Below are 15,138 nucleotides of genomic sequence, written 5' to 3'. Positions count from 1 at the left end.
GTGATAACTGTGACAAAATTAATTGATGTTGCTCGCAAAGCAGGCTGTTCTCCTACAACAGTCTCCCGAGTAATAAATAACTATGGTTACATAAGTGAAAAAACACGTAAAAAAGTATTTCAAGCAATGGCAGAATTGCACTACCAACCGAATTCGGCCGCACGTTCCTTGCAAGGGAAAAAGACTCAGTTAGTTGGACTTATTTTTCCGACTGTTTCTAATCCATTTTTCGGAGAATTAGTTTCTAAAATAGAAAATCAGTTATTTACTGCCGGATATAAAACTATACTTTGTAACGCTGAAGAAAAAATTGAAAAAGAACGTTCATATTTACAAATGTTGACCGCAAATAAGGTAGATGGAATTATTGCTGGAGCTCATAATTTAGAGATTGCAGAATATCAAGAAACTGGACTACCCATTGTTTCTTTCGATAGAAAATTATCAGATAATATTCCTATTGTAAGTTCTGATAATTACTTAGGTGGCGAATTAGCAACTCAAGAACTTTATGATAATGGCGCTCGAAAAATTTATTTTGTTGGGACGGCTACTGTAACTGGGCAGCCGACTGATAGACGTCTTCAAGGATACAAAAACAAAATAAAACAATTAGGGCTCGAGCCCCGAGTTCAACCGATTTCATCCGGCGAAAAAGCTGAAATCAAAGAAATGGCGATCCAAAATCTTTTAAGCACTAAAGTAGTAGATGGAATCGTTGCTAGTGATGATCTTACTGCTAGTCTTTGTCTTACTGTTGCTGAGCGTCTAAGTTTGTCTGTACCACAAGATTTAAAAATAATTGGTTTTGATGGTAGTCAAGTCGTCCGTACTTTACGACCTGACCTATCAACTATTGTTCAGCCTACACAAGCAATTGCACAGCTACTAGTAAAGTTATTAGAAGAGCGAATTGCCCATCCTCATGAGCCTTTAACACAAGATACATATACTTTACCTGTAGAATTACTTCGACGTAAATCAAGCAGTCATCAGTAAATAAAAATGCGAACACTTCAATGTGTTCGCATTTTTTATGCTAAATATAGCTTTCTGAATTTTTCTAAATCCTGCTTAGTAAAGCCTAAAATTTTAGTAAAGTAAGTTTCAAAACCACCAAATCCCTCTCGTAAAGTTGTCGTAATCCCTTTAATAGCCCGACCTTCACCGGCGGTCACATTCATCTGATTAACTAGATTTATCATCTCAGAATCGCTAGGTATTTTCTTTCTCAATCCAAAAGGATATAACTGATTGGTTAATAAATAGTCCTGAGCAATTGTTTCATCATCTACTCCTAGCCCAGTTAAAATTAATGCCGTTATCATTCCCGTCCGATCCTTACCGGCACTACAATGATAAACCAAAGCCTGGTTTTCTGGTAAAGTAAGTAATTGCTGAAAAACCTTTTTAAAGGCAGCTTGTCCTTCTTTACTTAAAAGGACATTTTGATAAATCTGTCCCAAATAGCCTTTCATCTTAGGTATCCGGTGCAAAAACTTATAAAGTGGGTGATCTTCTTCAATTAAATCTCCTTGGGGATTTTCGGCATATACGTGACAATCAAGCACCTTAACTCCTGGCCAAAGTTTATCAGGCGCAATTGCTTGTTCATGGCTAGAACGTAAATCACAATCAACTGTTACTTCCATTTGAGTTAATCGCTTTTGGTCATTATCACTCAGAGAACTTAAAGAATCAGAACGATAAATTTTATGCCACTTAGTTTTCTTTCCATTTAATCCTCGATAACCGCCAATATCTCTAAAGTTTACTGTGCCATCGAATGTAATTAAACGCTTATTATCAGTCAATTTTTATCATCCTTTTAATTTTTAAACATCTTGGTAGCCTTAACGGCACATTTCCATCCCTGATATAAGTGATCCCGCTCACTTATAGTCATTTGCGGTGTAAAACTCTTACCTACATGAAAAATTTTCTCAATTTCAGCTTTATCTTTCCAAAAACCAGTAGCCAATCCTGCAAGAAAAGCCACTCCCAAGGCGGTTGTTTCTGCCGTCTTGGCCCGTTCAATGGTTGTATTTAAAATGTCTGATTGAAACTGTAAAAGGTAGTTATTTCTACTAGCACCACCATCAACACGCAGGGTTTTTATATTTATTTTTGAATCAGCTTGCATGGTATCTACTACATCTCGAGTTTGATAAGCAAGCGATTGCAAGGTAGCTTTAATGAGATCATTACGATTGGTACCACGAGTGATACCAAAAATCGCTCCGCGTGCCTCCGAATCCCAATATGGCGCCCCTAAGCCAGTAAAAGCAGGAACTACATAAATTTCATTGTGGGATTTAGAGCTTAAAGCCGCCTGTTCCGAATCTTCAGCTTGATCTAGCAATTGTAGTGAATCTCGTAACCATTGAATTGCACTGCCAGCAACAAAGATCGAACCTTCTAAAGCATAGGTAACCTTATTATCCAAGTAATAAGCAATAGTGGTCAATAAATTATGATTTGAAGTAGTAGGCTCAGTACCAGTATTCATGACAATAAATGACCCTGTACCATAAGTATTCTTGACTGTTCCTGGTTCTAACCCCATTTGTCCAATTAGAGCTGCTTGTTGGTCGCCAGCCACTCCGGCTATTGGAATTTTTCCACCAAAGAAGTGATAAGGTAAAGTATAACCATAAATTTCAGAGTTAGATTTCACTTCTGGCAACATATTCAAAGGAATATTCAAAATTTTTAAAATATCTTTATCCCACTGAAGTTGATGAATATTAAAAAGCATCGTCCGTGATGCATTAGTATAATCAGTCGCATGAACCTTGCCACCGGTCAATTTCCATATTAACCAACTATCAATTGTGCCAAATAATAGCTCACCCTTTTCTGCTCTTTTTTGGCTACCTGGAACATGATCCAAAATCCACCTGATTTTTGTTGCAGAGAAGTATGGATCTATAATTAATCCCGTTTTCCGCCTTACCAACTCTTTATACCCTTTATTTATTAAGTCGGCTGCCAATTCGTTTGTTTGACGAGACTGCCACACTATTGCATTGTAGATTGGCTCCCCTGTTTCTCTATCCCAGATAACTGTCGTTTCACGTTGATTAGAGATACCAATTGATATAATTTGATCTGGACGTAAACTAGAGTTAATAAATGCTTGTGCAATCGTTGATTGAACTGCTTGCCAAATTTCTTCAGGGTCATGTTCAACCCATCCTGGATGAGGAAAATATTGTTTAAATTCTTGTTGTGCTTCCGTAATTTTGTGTCCTTGATGGTCAAAAATCAGTGCACGCGTAGAAGTAGTTCCTTCATCTAATGCCATAACATATGATTGCATCTTTATCTCTTTTCTTATCTTTTTATTTTTATTATGACTGATTCAGTGAAAAATTTAAATTAAGACTGCCTAAATTGCATTTTATTTTCCTAGTAAACTCTAATGCTTTATAATTGTTTTAGTATAAAGACACTGTGAGGAGATGTTTTGATGACTGAATTAGAAGAACACGCTGAAGCTTTAACAATTGCAGGTAATGATAGTGATGGTAGCGCTGGGATGCCAGCGGATCTGCACACTTTTTATGCTTTAGGTGTTTACGGTTTAGGATTACTTACTTCAGCTGTTGCCGGCAATTCAAAGGGGATTTTTGCCCAGGAATTAATGCCCGTTGATTTTATCAATCGTCAATTTCAAGTTTTAAATGATGATTATGTAATTAAAGCAAGCAAAACAGGGATGTTAGGCAGCAAAGATGTAATTCATGCAGTAGCAGAAAATCTTAAAAAATTTAAGATGCCAAATATCGTAATTGATCCAGTAATTATTACGAAACATGGTGCTACTTTGTTAGAAGACGAAGCTTATCAAACTTTCTTAGATGAACTAGTTCCCTTAGCAACAATCATTACACCTAACTTTTATGAAGCTCAAAAATTATCTGAAATAGAACTTAATACAGATGATGATATTCGTCAGGCAGCACAAATCTTACAAAATATGGGTGCTAAAAATGTTTTGATTAAAGGTAAACACACTGGTGATGAAGCTGAAGTGCGTGACTACTTACTTTTAGAAGATAGTAGTGAAATTTGGTTAAGTAAGCCTTATTTTGAAACTAACCGTATTAATGGTACTGGTGATACCTTATCTGCAGCAATTACAGCTGAATTAGCCAAGGGTAATGACATCAAAAGGGCAGTAGAAATTGCTAAAGATTTTACTTACTATGCTATTTCTCACCCAATTAAAGTTGGCAGTTTATATGGACCAATTAATCATGGTGCTGCCCAAAAAGACTATGAAGAAAAGGGTCAACAAAACAATTAAATTAAGTAATACTAAAGTTCTTTGAGTTAACACATCTTTTTGAGTTATACTTCTATCAAGAACAAATTGAAGGATTGATAAATAAATGGCCGATAACGTAATTAAAATTGCCTACTTATACGAAGACCTTATGAACACCTATGGTGACTCAGGGGATGTTAAAGTATTAAAATATTTACTCAAAAAGAAAAATTACGAAACCCAAGTAGATAATATTTCTCTTGACCATGAATTCGATGCAGATGATTATGATTTTGTCTTTTTTGGTGGAGGTCAAGACTTTGAACAAACAGTTGTTGCTAAAGATTTAATCCGTCATAAAAATACAATTGAAAATTATGTAAATAATGGTAATCCAATGTTATGCATCTGTGGTGGCTACCAACTAATGGGTGATTACTATAAAACTAATTCAGGCGTAACTATCAAGGGACTAGGTATTTTACCACTTCATACTATCTTTAAATCAGATAAGAGAATGATTGGTGATACTAAGTATATGACCGAATGGGGAGAAGTAACTGCTTTTGAAAACCACTCAGGACAAACTTATTTTGATGATACTAATAAGTTACATCCCTTTGGACAAATGATTGAGGGTTACGGTAATAATCCCCAAGACAAAGAAGAAGGACTTCGTTATAAGAACTTGATTGGTTCTTATTCTCATGGCCCTTTACTTAAAAATGTTAATGTAGCAAATGCAATTGTAAAAATGATTCTTCAAAGACATGAAGAACGTGTAAATGCTTAGATAGAACAAAAAAGCTTCTCAAATGAGAAGCTTTTTATTTATAATTATAAGTTGATGTTCAATATATAATTATGTTTTAATTTTTATCGTTGTAATTATAAGGATGATGATCTATATGTGTAGTATGAATTGTAGGTGGAAGGTAGATAAGTTTACTTGCACCTATGCCTGTCATATCTCGCCATAGTTGTAATCCAAAAATGCTAATAAAACATAAACTAAAAAATTTTAACTTTTTCATATGGAAAGGACCCTTTCTTATATATGTTTGGAGAAAAATTTAAAGAACTTCGAAAAGAGCAAAATATTTCTTTGGCAACAGCTGCAGAGAATATCACAACTGTATCTACATTATCTCGTTGGGAAAATGGACAAACTAATATTAAATTTGAACAAATGATTGAACTTTTAAATAATATTCATTTTTCCCTGCTAGAGTTTATATCTATTACTATTATTACACCTCATACTCCCTTTGTTGACCAAGTAAATAAAGCTCTTAATGCCAACAGTGATCTTGAATTGCGACAACTAGGTTTAAAGTGGATAAAAATTTATCATACATCTCACCAACAAGATGATCTTTTGAACGCAGCAACTGCTTGTTCCTTTTATTTAAATCTAACTTCTAAAAATATATTTCCTCATAATTATCTTGAGGAGTTGATTGACGCATTTTCAAAGGTGAACTATTGGAGTCATTATTATATTGTTAACTTTGGAAATTCGCTTATGCTACTGCCACCTAAGAATATCTATGGTTTTGCATCATTAATTATTAATAATCTTCTAGAAATTAAAAAAGGTGGATTTGAATATTTTATTGATACTATAGATACCCTACTAAATGCAGCACAAATACTTATTTATTTTTCTCCTGATCACGCAAAATTATTATTGGATAAATTAAATAATATTCAACTTACCAAGTACTCAATGTACATAATTGTTCGTAGACAATTTTTAAACCAACTTTTACACTATAAATTAACTGGTGATTCAACTTTTCTTACAAAACTCTTATCAACCTTAAATATATTAGAAATGAATTCGATGACTCAAATGTTTGAAGAAGCATATAAAAGAGTTAAATTAGAAAATTAAGTTATTTGCATTTTTGCAATAAAAAATATTATTTTTACAAAAAAAGAAGAAAATTCGCGCTTTTTAGCCTCATTTTTCTTCTTTTTTTATTTTCTTATTTCATTTTTGCAATAAATCACTTTGTCATTTAAATAATCTGGCATAATTTTGCTGTAATTATTTAAATCATTAATCACGGAGGATAAAAATGAAATTTACAACATTTTTAAGTGCTGGCTTAGTTGCAACAAGTATTAGTACCGTAGCTTCTAACACTACCACACACGCAGCAACTCCAGCCACCACAATTACTCAAACTTACCAATTACAAGGCATCGCTACCGTTACTTACCACACTCCTATCGTTGTGTGGTCTCATCCAGGTCAGCACCCTATTCACAAATATTTACCAACTCACAGCTCATGGCGCTACTTTAAAGTTGTCCAAACTGCCGATGGTCAAAGTTGGTACAATCTGGGTGGTAATCAATGGATTCCTGGTAAATATGTAAACTTTAACCAAGATCCAGCTATTGGACGCCAAGCTCCGATTGTTTCTAATCGTTCCGTAGCAACTGTAACAGCTGCACGTGGAGCTAGAATCTATCGCAATGTTAGTGTAGCTGGTGGAACAAAAGCGGTTGCCACTAATCGTATTCTACGTCATGGTTCAAGATGGAAAATATTTGCTACGATCAATAATGGTGTTCCTGCTTATAACTTAGGTGGTAACCAATGGGTCTATGCAACTGACGTTTCAGTAAACTAATTAACCGTGTTTGTCTCCTCTGACCCTTTATAAAAATTAAATATTTAATAATTTCACCTATTTTTAACAAAAAAGCATATCTATTTTTACCATTAGCATGTACACTAGGTATGTAAAAAATCTTAATTAATTATTGGAGAAGGTATAAAATTATGAAAATTCAAAAATCATTAGCTTTAAGTGCTGGAATTTGTGCATTAGCTTTAACTGCAGTTGCAACTCCAGCTCATGCTGCTGATACTAGTAACACTCAAACTACCCAACAAACAAATGTCTTCCAAGCTAAGACCGAAACTGTAAAAATTAACTACAACGCCAACTTTGGTGTTGCTGTCTGGTCAACCCCAACCGGTAAAACTACTGGTAAGTTTGTACCGGGTCAAACTGAAGTTAAAGTAAGTGGCAGTCAAGTAGTTAATGGAAAAACTTGGTACTTATTAGCTGACGGCTCTGGCTGGATTGATGGTCAATATGTAACTCCAGTTACTACTTCAACCACTACCACTCCTGCAACTAATACCACTACTAAAGAAACAAGTAACACTACTAAAACCAATACCCAAAAACCTGCTACCGAAAGTTCAAAGGCAGCTAAAGTTACTTCAGTTAAAGAAGTAGTTACTGTTGGTGCTAATGGTGCCCCTGTTTATTCAGATACTACCAGCACTGCTAAAACATCCCGTACTTTGACTAAAGATTCACGCTGGCAAGCCTTTAGTCGTATCGAGGTGAATGGTCAAGTTTGGTACAACTTAGGTGGTAAGCAATACGTTTTAGCTAGTGACCTTGTTGGTAATACTTCAACGAATACAAATAAATCCTCTGATAAGACAACAACTACAAAGACAGACACTAACAAAACTACTGAAACATCAACTAAGGCAATCAATACTATTGTTAAAGTTACCAGTAAAAATGGTGCAGTTGTCTACACTAAACCAGATAATTCTGCCAAAACTACTCGTGTCTTAACTAATAATTCCCAATGGAAGGCCTTTAAGACTGCTGATAATGGTACTTTATGGATTAATTTAGGTGGTAACCAATGGATTTTGGCTAGTGATACTAACTATTCAACTACCCCTTCAACTAATTCTCAAACCACTAAAACTACTACTAATTCTTCAGCAACAGTAAATAATATTACAGGTTCTCTTCGTATTAATTACCGCCCTGGCTATGGAATTGCAGTATGGTCTCAACCAGGTAGCAACATTATTGCCGGTAAGTACTTAAAGACTGGTTCTGCTTGGAAATTCTTTGGTACTACTACCGTTAATGGTCATACTTGGTATAACTTAGGTGGTAATCAATGGATCGACGGCCAATACGCTAAAATCACTTCTGCTACTAAAGCAGCAAATGACGGTGTTACTGACCTTGCTTTCTCCTTTGCATCTGTAAATTATAAACCTGGTTATGGTATTGCTAGTTGGAGTGCTCCAAATGGTCACACTACTGGTAAATACTTTAAGACTGGTACCTTCTTAAATGTTTTAGCAATTACTGATGACCATCAATGGACCAAAGTAACTGATGTAGTAACTGATCAAACTGGTTGGGTACAAACTAAATATCTTAAAGCCCAATTTCTTAACCAATAGAAAATATAATTTAATCAAAAAAATCTGAAAGCTTAACTGAGCTTTCAGATTTTTTTATTTCTCAAATTTATTCTTTTTGTTCTTCTTTTAATTGTTTTGCTTCATTGGGTTGCCAACTTAAGGCGAGAACCGCCAAGATGATCATTACTGAGCCTATCCAATCAATTGGCGCCATTACTAAACCAAAAATAATTACGGAACCTATAGTTGCTGAAACTGGTTCAAATGCATCTAATAAAGTTGCAGTTGACGGTTGAATATAACGCAAAGCGCCCATCATCCATTGGAATGGTATTAAAGTACCAATTACTATTACTCCTAACATTAACCAGAAAATATTCATATTAGCTGGTAATTGTGGCCAAACAGGATGAGCGATAAATAAAGCAATTCCGGCGGAAAGTAGCCCCCACCCAGTTACTACAATACTTGAAGTATGATCCAGTAACCGTCTTGGAATTAAAGTATTGGTAGCAACTCCTACAGCTGATAAGAATCCCCAAAATAAAATACTTGGCGATAAAGAAAGTTCATTAAAATGCCCGTGAGTAGCTAAGAAGAAAACCCCCACAAAAGCAACAATCGCTGCTAAAACATCAAGTTTACGCAAAACCTGATGTTCAAAGATCACCATGTAAATCATGACAAAAAATGGTCCAACAAATTGTAAAATTGTTGCGATTGAAGCATTAGCTTGTTGTACTACCACAAAGTAGCAAAACTGTACTGGTAATAATCCTAATAAGCCATAAGAAAAGACTGTGATTGCATCTTTTTTATTAGTTACTGTCTTCATTGGTTTCTTTCCAGTAACTTGCGCAAAAATTAAAAGTAAAACTCCACTCACAATCATTCTTACTTGAGAAATCCAAATTGGAGTAATTTGTGAGCTAATATTAAAAAGACCTTTAGCAAAAAGTCCAGAAATTCCCCAGAACACACATGCCAATGCGGCTAAGAAAGTCCATAATCGTTTTTTATTCTTCATTTATTTCAGTCCTTTAAAATCATTACTCCTAATCTTAACAAAAAATTTTCATTAAACTCAACCAAGTATTAAAAATAATTTGTTATATTAACTATTGATTTTTTTATTTAAATGGGCTTTAATATAAGCAATAAATATCCAATTTCAAATGCAATAAGGAAGACGAGTAAATAAGTTATTCTTTCAGTGAACTAGTGATAGTGAAAAACTAGTAGACCCTAACTTATCGAAAAACACTTCTTTAGCAGCTCGCCGAAATATTTTAAAGTAAGCGAAGTCGTCACCGGTACGTTACCTAGCCGGTAGAATATGATTGTATTCTATTAAGTCGGTCTAGTTATTTGCTAGGCAATTTAGGTGGTACCGCGGAAAAAGCCTTTCGTCCTGAACTATTCGGGAGCGAAGGGCTTTTCTTTTCTCTCAAATTTTTAATTTAAGGAGAAAAAATAATGAGTTTAATTTTACCCAGAGACTACCAACCAACATTAACTATTCGCGATACTGAAGCAGCTATTGTATGTATAAGAGATACTTTTCAAGCAGAATTAGCATCCCAATTAAATGTGCAAAGAATGTCAGCTCCTTTATTTGTAGATAAAGCTACTGGTCTTAATGACAACTTAAATGGTGTGGAACGTCCGGTTTCTTTTGATATGAAGGCCATGCCTGATGCAGAAATTGAAATCGTTCATTCATTAGCTAAATGGAAACGACTTGCCCTTAAAAAATATGGTTTTAGAATGCATGAGGGTCTTTATACCAATATGAATGCCATTCGCCGTGACGAAGATTTAGACAACTTCCACTCAATTTATGTTGATCAATGGGATTGGGAAAAGATTATTGGTAAAACCGAAAGAAATTTAAATACTCTAGAAGTAACGGTTAACCAAATTTTCAAGGCCATTAAGAACACTGAAAAGGTTGTGGCAAGTCGTTATCCTAGCTCAACTTACCATTTACCTGGCCATGTTTCATTTGTCACTACCCAAGAACTAGAAGATCGCTGGCCAGAACTTACTCCAGAAGAACGCGAAGATCGTATTGCCCAAGAAGAAAAAGCAGTCTTTTTAATGAAAATTGGTGATAAATTAAAACGTAGTGGTCAACCACATGACGGACGTGCACCTGATTATGATGATTGGGAATTAAATGGTGATTTAATTTTCTGGTATGAACCATTACAACGTAAACTTGAAATTTCTTCAATGGGTATCCGTGTAAGCGAAGAAAGCTTACGCAGTCAATTAAAGAAGGCACATGCTGAAGAAAGATTGGATCTTCCTTTCCACCAAATGCTCCTAAACGGTGAGCTTCCTTACACTATCGGTGGTGGAATTGGTCAATCACGTTTATGTATGTTGCTTTTAGGTAAGGCACATATTGGTGAAGTTCAGGCAAGTATTTGGCCAGAAGAAATGGTTGAAGCTTGCGAGGCTAATAATATTAAGTTACTTTAATTTAACATAAAGAAAAATCACGTACTACAAAATGTAATACGTGATTTTTTATATGGATAGAACTTTCTCTTATCTACATCAAGTTCCACGCCTGAGCACAAGCTATTATTAACGGCAAAAGATTGGTTATACTATGGGCCAAGATTGCCATTTTAATGTCATCAGTTTTTTGATAAACATAACCAAAAGCTATTCCCGATAAAAATCTATCAAGAAAGGCTTTATTTAAAGTTATATCATGAGCACCTGCAAAAACAATTGCAGTTAGAATAATGGCAAGCCACGGATTTAACTTCCTAAAAACACCTTTTTGGATTGCCCCCTGAAAAAGTAATTCTTCCAATGTTGGTGCAATTAAAACTAAAGTTAGTATTAAAGGTATTGCCATTGGTGTTTTTAAAGTTTCAATGAATACATCTGGCTTATTCGCATTAGAAAAAACGGAACCCATATTTATTAAATCCAGAACAAATCCAAATATGCCTGCTCCTAATGCTAAGAGTATATATTTTAATACTATCTTTTTTGAAAAAACTAATTTGTTTTTTAACCAAATACATGCAAGCCATTCCATAATAAATGTAACAACAGTAAAAATGATCATCATTAATATGTTATGGAACAAATTTACCTGTTTAAAGGCCTCATAAAATTGCTTCTGACTATCTATTGAAAAAAGTGGTGTACTTTCTACAGAAGGCACTTGCATAAAAGCAAATATAAGGAACAACCAAATGGCTAATCCAATCCATTTAAATATATTTTTTATTACTTTCATAAAATCCTCCTAATAGCATTTCTTCCACTTCTATTCTACCCCCCCGATTAAAAATACAAAAAAGGAACTCAACAAAAGTTGAGTTCCCTTGAAATTATTCCAAAGAATCACCTATTAGATTACTTAAAATACGTGATTTTTCTTTTATCTTAATCTATTTTCTTGAATTTTATTAAAGGCAATTGCCGCTAAATACCAAGCTAGCAACTTAACTACTACAATTAATAATTCTTGATTTATATAACTTCCTAATTGAATCCAATTTAAAATATTACTCATTGGAAATAAGTCAGCTATTATTCGCAGCCATAAAGGATATTGAGCTACAGGAATAATTACTCCTGACAAAATTATAATAGCTCCAATCAAAAAATTAGAAAGCCAATAAGGGTTTTCTTTCCCTCTTCCAGCAATTGCCGAAATATAACCTAAAATAATTGCTATTGGCCCAAAAAATACTAAAGAAATTAATACTTTTGGTAACAAATTGAATTGATGTAAAAATCCTAGGCCAATTAACATTAACAAGATAACTTCAACTATCATTACCCCAAAAGAAATTAATATTTTAGGAAGCCAATAATTCCTAAATTTGGGTCTAATTGAAATTACTTCATCACTTACGCCTAAATTTTGATCCATTACAAAACTACCAACGATTATTCCAATAATAGTCGCAATTCCCGTATCCATTAAACTACCAAGTAAAATTCGCGTATAATCTTGGTTACCACTAAAAGCAATTAGCAATAACATGATCAAGGATATGATCGGTAAAATTAAATAAGTTACTAAGATAGTAGGAACACTATCAAAATTTCCAATTGATTTAAAAGTTACACGATAATTTTTCATTAAAAGATCTCCAACCTATTCTCTTTAATTGCTCTTTGCACTATTACATTAGTCATTTTCAATGCACTTAAAATAAACAAGATGATGATCAAGAAATAAAAAATAATTGTTATTGGTTTAACCGTTTGATGGTAAATAATTTGAATTGGTAAAGTCAAAGGACTTAATAACTGCAAAGGTTCTAAATAAGGTAATAAAACTGGTGGAATAGTTAAAAATCCCGATAAGAGTAAGATTGGCAATAACAATAACTCCTCATATTGCATTGCATGCTTTGATAAAACAAAAATCAAACTTACTACATAACTAAGTACTGTTGCTGTAAACCATAAGACCACAATACCGAGTAAAAGTTCCCAACTTAAATAGTTTATTGGCATCCCTAAAATAAGTGCTTCTAAAGCAGCTAAAGGAAAAGCAACCAAACCATAAATAGCAGCTGGTGCCAGAGTAGCCAGTAAAACTTCAAAGGGTGGTAAAGCACCATTTAAGAGATGAGGCAAAGTGCCTTGAAATCTTTGAAACCCTAATGCTCCACCACTAGTAGTGCATGAAGCCCATAAGCCAATGACACCAGCTATTAGCCATTCTTGTCCTGAGTAATTATGATGAACGTAATGAGCTAAATATTCATACAACATCATCATAGTGGTCTGAATCAGAACTAAATTTACAAAATATGTATTTTTTACATATTCTTTTACTTGAAAACCAATTAAATGAAGAAATTTTTTCATAATTAATCTCTCCGTTTTAATTGATCCGCAACTTGCAAATAAGTTTTTTCCAGACTTTCATCTTGATCAACTTTTGCAAATTTCTTTAAAGCACCGATATCACCACTGAAATGAATTTCTCCTCCACCAATCAGAAAAATCCTATCCGTTAAGTTCTCAATATCTGCCATATCATGACTAGTTAAAATAATCCCATGACCTTGTTGCTTTAACTTTTTAACAAGTGCTCGAATCTCATAAACTGCTTCTACATCCAATCCTGCAGTTGGTTCATCAAGCATTAATATTTTTGGATTATTAACTAAACCACGAGCAATATGTAATCTTTGCAGCATCCCTTTAGAAAAAGTACCGGCTTTTTTATCACCAACATTAGCCAATTCTACAGTTTCTAACGCCTCTTCTACATTTTGTTTTAATTCTTTTTCTTTAACATCTAGTAATCTTCCAAAAAATCGTAAATTCTCTCTAGCAGTCGCATTATTGTAAAAGCCACGATCACCACCGAAGACAACACCCATTTTTCTTCTTGCCTTACGTGGTTGTTTGAGAAGATTGATTCCCATCACTTCAATATTGCCACTCGTTGGAACTAAATAATTGGAAATAGATTTTAAAAGAGTTGTTTTTCCTGCACCATTAGGCCCAATAAAAGAAATAACTTCTCCTTCATGTAAATCAAAACTGATATCTTTTACTGCGTGAAAAACTCTATCTTTATCCTTAAAGTCACGCTTAATATTTTTAGCTTCTAATAATATATTCGTCATTTTTTATCCTATAAAATAAATTCTTTCTATTAAATTGATTTCTAACTTTATTTTTTAATAATTCAATTGCAATCATAAGCTTCTCCATTTTTAAAATTAAAATTATATTTGTTTATTAAAATATACTAAGAGTATATCTACTTGTTGTCAATATATTTTAATAAGCTTTTTCTACTACATAATTTATTAGCTAACATTTATTCATCAAAAAAAGCTCTTGCATTCGCAAGAGCTCAAAGCTTATTAAATTATTAGACACCATAAAACGGTATCAAGTAATAGATTAAAGTAAACCTATTACACTTTTCATTATACTACGATTTGGTCTAATAAAATAACATTTTTGATTATTTTTTATATTTCAGTCTTTTTATCTAGCTTAGAAATAATAAACATAATAACTGGTAAAATAACAAAGCCAAAAATAATCATCGCAATTGCGTACCAGTTAACACCAGTAACTACACCACTAGCATTAACCACGCCAAATTGTGTCTTCCAATCATATTCAACTAATAAGAAAATAACTAGTAAAATTGAAATTACGGGAACAACTATATCTGTCCAAACATTCTTTTTAGCTTTTAAAACGGTCTCAGAGGTCTTTCCTCTAAAGAATTGGATAACTGCAAGAGGAACCACAATAAAGCCAAAGAATCGTACCATTGCACTTAAAGTAATAATATTAGTCATATTATATTCAAATGCTAATGGAATTAAAATTGCTAGAGCTACCGAAACAAAGAAAGTTCTAATTGGAAAATTATTCTTTGTTCTCTTAGTTAAGCTAGATGATAATTGTTTTTCTCTAGCCATTGCTTCTAAAATACGAGGAGCATTAAAGCTTGATGCAACGTTAATACCAAACATAGAAATTAAGGCACCAACTAAAATCACATCACGTAAAATTTCATTCTTGAAGATTGCGGCAATAGCAACAACTTGAGTAGTAGTCATTAAAGCAGTTGGATTAAGAATCATTGCTACTGCTACTACACCAATATAAACTACAGCAATAACCAAGATAG

15 protein-coding genes and 1 other annotated feature are annotated in these 15,138 nt (G+C 33.7%); of the genes, 7 read left to right on the top strand and 8 right to left on the bottom strand.

The window, feature by feature from the left end:
* The first annotated feature begins 9 nt into the window (after positions 1 to 9).
* A complete protein-coding gene (locus LrDSM24759_RS06430) occupies positions 10 to 999 on the top strand; it encodes a LacI family DNA-binding transcriptional regulator (RefSeq protein ID WP_117118670.1) in 990 nt (329 codons plus the stop codon).
* Between the two features lie 35 nt (positions 1,000 to 1,034).
* Here the strand turns inward: LrDSM24759_RS06430 and LrDSM24759_RS06425 are convergent, their stop codons facing one another.
* Positions 1,035 to 1,814, bottom strand: coding sequence for a tyrosine-protein phosphatase (locus tag LrDSM24759_RS06425; protein ID WP_117118669.1), 780 nt, complete (start codon positions 1,812 to 1,814; stop codon positions 1,035 to 1,037).
* Between the two features lie 14 nt (positions 1,815 to 1,828).
* Positions 1,829 to 3,322 carry a glycerol kinase GlpK gene (glpK, locus tag LrDSM24759_RS06420; protein WP_117118668.1) on the bottom strand — a complete coding sequence of 498 codons (1,494 nt, stop codon included), beginning with the start codon at positions 3,320 to 3,322 and terminating at the stop codon, positions 1,829 to 1,831.
* A gap of 150 nt (positions 3,323 to 3,472) precedes the next feature.
* On the opposite strand from glpK, the gene thiD reads away from it, so the two are divergent.
* The 5 genes from thiD to LrDSM24759_RS06395 all read left to right on the top strand — a co-directional run bounded on the left by thiD (position 3,473) and on the right by LrDSM24759_RS06395 (position 8,522).
* Complete coding sequence (thiD, locus tag LrDSM24759_RS06415; RefSeq protein ID WP_117118667.1) at positions 3,473 to 4,312, top strand: bifunctional hydroxymethylpyrimidine kinase/phosphomethylpyrimidine kinase; 840 nt, start codon at positions 3,473 to 3,475, stop codon at positions 4,310 to 4,312.
* Positions 4,313 to 4,397: 85 nt separating this feature from the next.
* Entirely contained in the window at positions 4,398 to 5,066 is a 669-nt protein-coding gene (locus tag LrDSM24759_RS06410; protein WP_117118666.1) for a type 1 glutamine amidotransferase, read from the top strand.
* A 264-nt stretch (positions 5,067 to 5,330) separates the two neighbouring features.
* Positions 5,331 to 6,170 (top strand): Rgg/GadR/MutR family transcriptional regulator, encoded by an 840-nt coding sequence (locus LrDSM24759_RS06405; protein ID WP_117118665.1) that lies wholly within the window; start codon positions 5,331 to 5,333, stop codon positions 6,168 to 6,170.
* Positions 6,171 to 6,357: 187 nt separating this feature from the next.
* Positions 6,358 to 6,918: a hypothetical protein gene (locus LrDSM24759_RS06400; protein ID WP_117118664.1), complete on the top strand. Its 561-nt coding sequence runs from the start codon at positions 6,358 to 6,360 to the stop codon at positions 6,916 to 6,918.
* 152 nt (positions 6,919 to 7,070) lie between these two features.
* Positions 7,071 to 8,522: an SLAP domain-containing protein gene (locus tag LrDSM24759_RS06395; protein WP_117118663.1), complete on the top strand. Its 1,452-nt coding sequence runs from the start codon at positions 7,071 to 7,073 to the stop codon at positions 8,520 to 8,522.
* A gap of 67 nt (positions 8,523 to 8,589) precedes the next feature.
* On the opposite strand, the gene LrDSM24759_RS06390 is transcribed toward LrDSM24759_RS06395, so the two are convergent.
* Positions 8,590 to 9,510 carry a DMT family transporter gene (locus LrDSM24759_RS06390; RefSeq protein WP_117118662.1) on the bottom strand — a complete coding sequence of 307 codons (921 nt, stop codon included), beginning with the start codon at positions 9,508 to 9,510 and terminating at the stop codon, positions 8,590 to 8,592.
* A 144-nt stretch (positions 9,511 to 9,654) separates the two neighbouring features.
* Positions 9,655 to 9,900 (top strand) — a binding site (T-box leader).
* A 59-nt stretch (positions 9,901 to 9,959) separates the two neighbouring features.
* Between LrDSM24759_RS06390 and asnA the strand changes: the two genes are divergently transcribed.
* On the top strand, positions 9,960 to 10,970 hold the full coding sequence (gene asnA, locus LrDSM24759_RS06385; protein ID WP_117118661.1) for an aspartate--ammonia ligase: 1,011 nt from the start codon (positions 9,960 to 9,962) through the stop codon (positions 10,968 to 10,970).
* Between the two features lie 73 nt (positions 10,971 to 11,043).
* Here the strand turns inward: asnA and LrDSM24759_RS06380 are convergent, their stop codons facing one another.
* The 5 genes from LrDSM24759_RS06380 to LrDSM24759_RS06360 all read right to left on the bottom strand — a co-directional run.
* Positions 11,044 to 11,748 (bottom strand): CPBP family intramembrane glutamic endopeptidase, encoded by a 705-nt coding sequence (locus tag LrDSM24759_RS06380; RefSeq protein ID WP_117118660.1) that lies wholly within the window; start codon positions 11,746 to 11,748, stop codon positions 11,044 to 11,046.
* A gap of 144 nt (positions 11,749 to 11,892) precedes the next feature.
* A complete protein-coding gene (locus LrDSM24759_RS06375) occupies positions 11,893 to 12,603 on the bottom strand; it encodes an ABC transporter permease (protein WP_117118659.1) in 711 nt (236 codons plus the stop codon).
* A complete protein-coding gene (locus LrDSM24759_RS06370; protein WP_117118658.1) occupies positions 12,603 to 13,340 on the bottom strand; it encodes an ABC transporter permease in 738 nt (245 codons plus the stop codon). The genes LrDSM24759_RS06375 and LrDSM24759_RS06370 overlap by 1 nt, the downstream gene beginning before the upstream one ends.
* Before the next feature lie 2 nt (positions 13,341 to 13,342).
* On the bottom strand, positions 13,343 to 14,110 hold the full coding sequence (locus LrDSM24759_RS06365; RefSeq protein ID WP_117118657.1) for an ABC transporter ATP-binding protein: 768 nt from the start codon (positions 14,108 to 14,110) through the stop codon (positions 13,343 to 13,345).
* A 354-nt stretch (positions 14,111 to 14,464) separates the two neighbouring features.
* On the bottom strand, positions 14,465 to 15,138 hold a 674-nt coding region (locus LrDSM24759_RS06360; RefSeq protein WP_133297796.1), incomplete at its 5' end, for an amino acid permease.

This window comes from Lactobacillus rodentium (genome assembly GCF_003423665.1).
In the GTDB taxonomy this organism is placed as follows: domain Bacteria; phylum Bacillota; class Bacilli; order Lactobacillales; family Lactobacillaceae; genus Lactobacillus; species Lactobacillus rodentium.
The sequence above is the reverse complement of the archived record's forward strand: the minus strand, read 5'-3'. Positions and strand labels throughout refer to the sequence as shown.

Bases quoted from the DNA above. Each gene is read 5' to 3' on its own strand.
- glpK (WP_117118668.1), bottom strand. From the start codon at position 3,322: ATGCAATCATATGTTATGGCATTAGATGAAGGAACTACTTCTACGCGT.
- thiD (WP_117118667.1), top strand. From the start codon at position 3,473: ATGACTGAATTAGAAGAACACGCTGAAGCTTTAACAATTGCAGGTAAT.
- LrDSM24759_RS06410 (WP_117118666.1), top strand. From the start codon at position 4,398: ATGGCCGATAACGTAATTAAAATTGCCTACTTATACGAAGACCTTATG.
- LrDSM24759_RS06405 (WP_117118665.1), top strand. From the start codon at position 5,331: ATGTTTGGAGAAAAATTTAAAGAACTTCGAAAAGAGCAAAATATTTCT.
- LrDSM24759_RS06400 (WP_117118664.1), top strand. From the start codon at position 6,358: ATGAAATTTACAACATTTTTAAGTGCTGGCTTAGTTGCAACAAGTATT.
- LrDSM24759_RS06395 (WP_117118663.1), top strand. From the start codon at position 7,071: ATGAAAATTCAAAAATCATTAGCTTTAAGTGCTGGAATTTGTGCATTA.
- LrDSM24759_RS06390 (WP_117118662.1), bottom strand. From the start codon at position 9,510: ATGAAGAATAAAAAACGATTATGGACTTTCTTAGCCGCATTGGCATGT.
- asnA (WP_117118661.1), top strand. From the start codon at position 9,960: ATGAGTTTAATTTTACCCAGAGACTACCAACCAACATTAACTATTCGC.
- LrDSM24759_RS06380 (WP_117118660.1), bottom strand. From the start codon at position 11,748: ATGAAAGTAATAAAAAATATATTTAAATGGATTGGATTAGCCATTTGG.
- LrDSM24759_RS06375 (WP_117118659.1), bottom strand. From the start codon at position 12,603: ATGAAAAATTATCGTGTAACTTTTAAATCAATTGGAAATTTTGATAGT.
- LrDSM24759_RS06370 (WP_117118658.1), bottom strand. From the start codon at position 13,340: ATGAAAAAATTTCTTCATTTAATTGGTTTTCAAGTAAAAGAATATGTA.
- LrDSM24759_RS06365 (WP_117118657.1), bottom strand. From the start codon at position 14,110: ATGACGAATATATTATTAGAAGCTAAAAATATTAAGCGTGACTTTAAG.